A 546-nucleotide genomic window follows, 5' to 3' on the forward strand; every position below is an offset into this window, starting at 1 on the left:
CCCAAGAAACTTATTTATCAATTCTCTCATAAAAATCCATTCTATTCTTTTTCTTTTAACATATTCTATTCCATCATCAGTGATATTGTAATATTTCCGTCTACCGCCGCCACTTTCACTATCACTCCAATATGATTTAACATACCCATTCTTTTCTAGTCTTTTTAATGACAAATATAGTGTGCCTTCCTTTAATTCAAAGGTTTCCCCACTAATCGCCCTTACCTTTTTTGCTAATTCATATCCATACATAGTGCAGTCATTAAGTACACTCATTAATATTGTATCAATATACCCTTTCAGCATTTCCTTATCTATTTCCAATATTTTCACCCCTTATCCATATATTAACATGTAGTACTTAATAATGCAAGGTATATAACTATGCAATGGACTTAGCTGCAAATCTCAACAAGGTTCAAATCCAGATGAACTATACCTTGTTTTTAAAAACGGAAAGAAGAAATTTGTAAGAAATATAATTTCAGAACTGAGTGGAGGTTTAATAATTTATAAGAAAGAAAAATGTGTTGGAAGTTAAAAAAG

Annotated in this window: 1 protein-coding gene; it reads right to left on the minus strand. The window is 30.4% G+C overall.

The genetic code is table 11. The annotated features are described in order from the left end of the window. Nucleotides 1–324: PadR family transcriptional regulator (locus KPL50_RS26765; protein ID WP_216301487.1), on the minus strand; the 324-nt coding region annotated here is incomplete at its 3' end. Nucleotides 325–546 lie beyond the last annotated feature (222 nt).

Origin of the sequence: Clostridium sp. CF012 (assembly GCF_018861755.1) — a bacterium.
In the GTDB taxonomy this organism is placed as follows: Bacteria; Bacillota; Clostridia; order Clostridiales; family Clostridiaceae; genus Clostridium_AD.